Source organism: Acinetobacter sp. AR2-3 (assembly GCF_001878775.1).
In the GTDB taxonomy this organism is placed as follows: Bacteria; Pseudomonadota; Gammaproteobacteria; order Pseudomonadales; family Moraxellaceae; genus Acinetobacter; species Acinetobacter lwoffii_D.
Map to the genome: position 1 here is coordinate 1 of NZ_MJIQ01000017.1, position 703 is coordinate 703.

Genomic DNA, 703 nt, shown 5'->3' on the forward strand with positions numbered 1-703 from the left:
GATGCCCCTGATACCAGGCACGTGGCAGGCGCTCGGCGACGGACATCAGGGCGACGCCTGCGCCTCGACCGTGGTGATCCGCAGCTGGGCGAAGCCGAGCTTGCCTGCGGCATCCATCGCCGTGATGACCGCCTGGTGCGGCGTCTTGCCGTCGGCGCTGATGACCATCGGCAACCGGTTATCGCCGCCGGACTCCTTGCTCAGCGCGGCCATCAGCGAATTCAGATCGCTCTTGAGCAGCGCCTTGCCATTGAGCGAATAATTGCCAGCCACATCGATCAGCACTTCCAGCTGGCGAACCTCGGCATCCTGAGGCGGTGTGCCGCTGGCCGCTTCTGGCAGGTCGACCTTGAGCTGCGTTTCACGGGTGAAGGTGGTGGTGACCACGAAGAACAGGAGCAGGATGAACACCACGTCGATCAGCGGTGCGAGTCCGATCTCCACGTTCTCCCGGGGTTTGCGACGGAATTTCACGCCTTCTCCTCACCGAGATCGACATCGCGGTCGCCCTGCACCACTTCCACCAGCTTGATCGCCTCCTGCTCCATGCCGACGACGAGTTCGTCGACGCGACGCTGCAGGAAACGATGGAAGAACAGCGCGGGGATACCGACCATCAAGCCCGCAGCGGTGGTGATCAGCGCCTTGGCGATGCCTCCTGCGAGAAGCGGTGCGTTGGCCATGCCCGAGCCCACGAGACACT

The 703-nt window shown here is 63.7% G+C and carries 2 protein-coding genes; both read right to left on the reverse strand.

What is annotated here, in order from left to right; genetic code table 11:
• Positions 1 to 45: 45 nt before the first annotated feature.
• Positions 46 to 474 (reverse strand): flagellar polar localization protein PocB, encoded by a 429-nt coding sequence (gene pocB, locus BFN00_RS00710; RefSeq protein WP_013983259.1) that lies wholly within the window; start codon positions 472 to 474, stop codon positions 46 to 48.
• Positions 471 to 703: MotA/TolQ/ExbB proton channel family protein (locus BFN00_RS00715; RefSeq protein ID WP_171260750.1), on the reverse strand; the 233-nt coding region annotated here is incomplete at its 5' end. The genes pocB and BFN00_RS00715, both read right to left, overlap by 4 nt.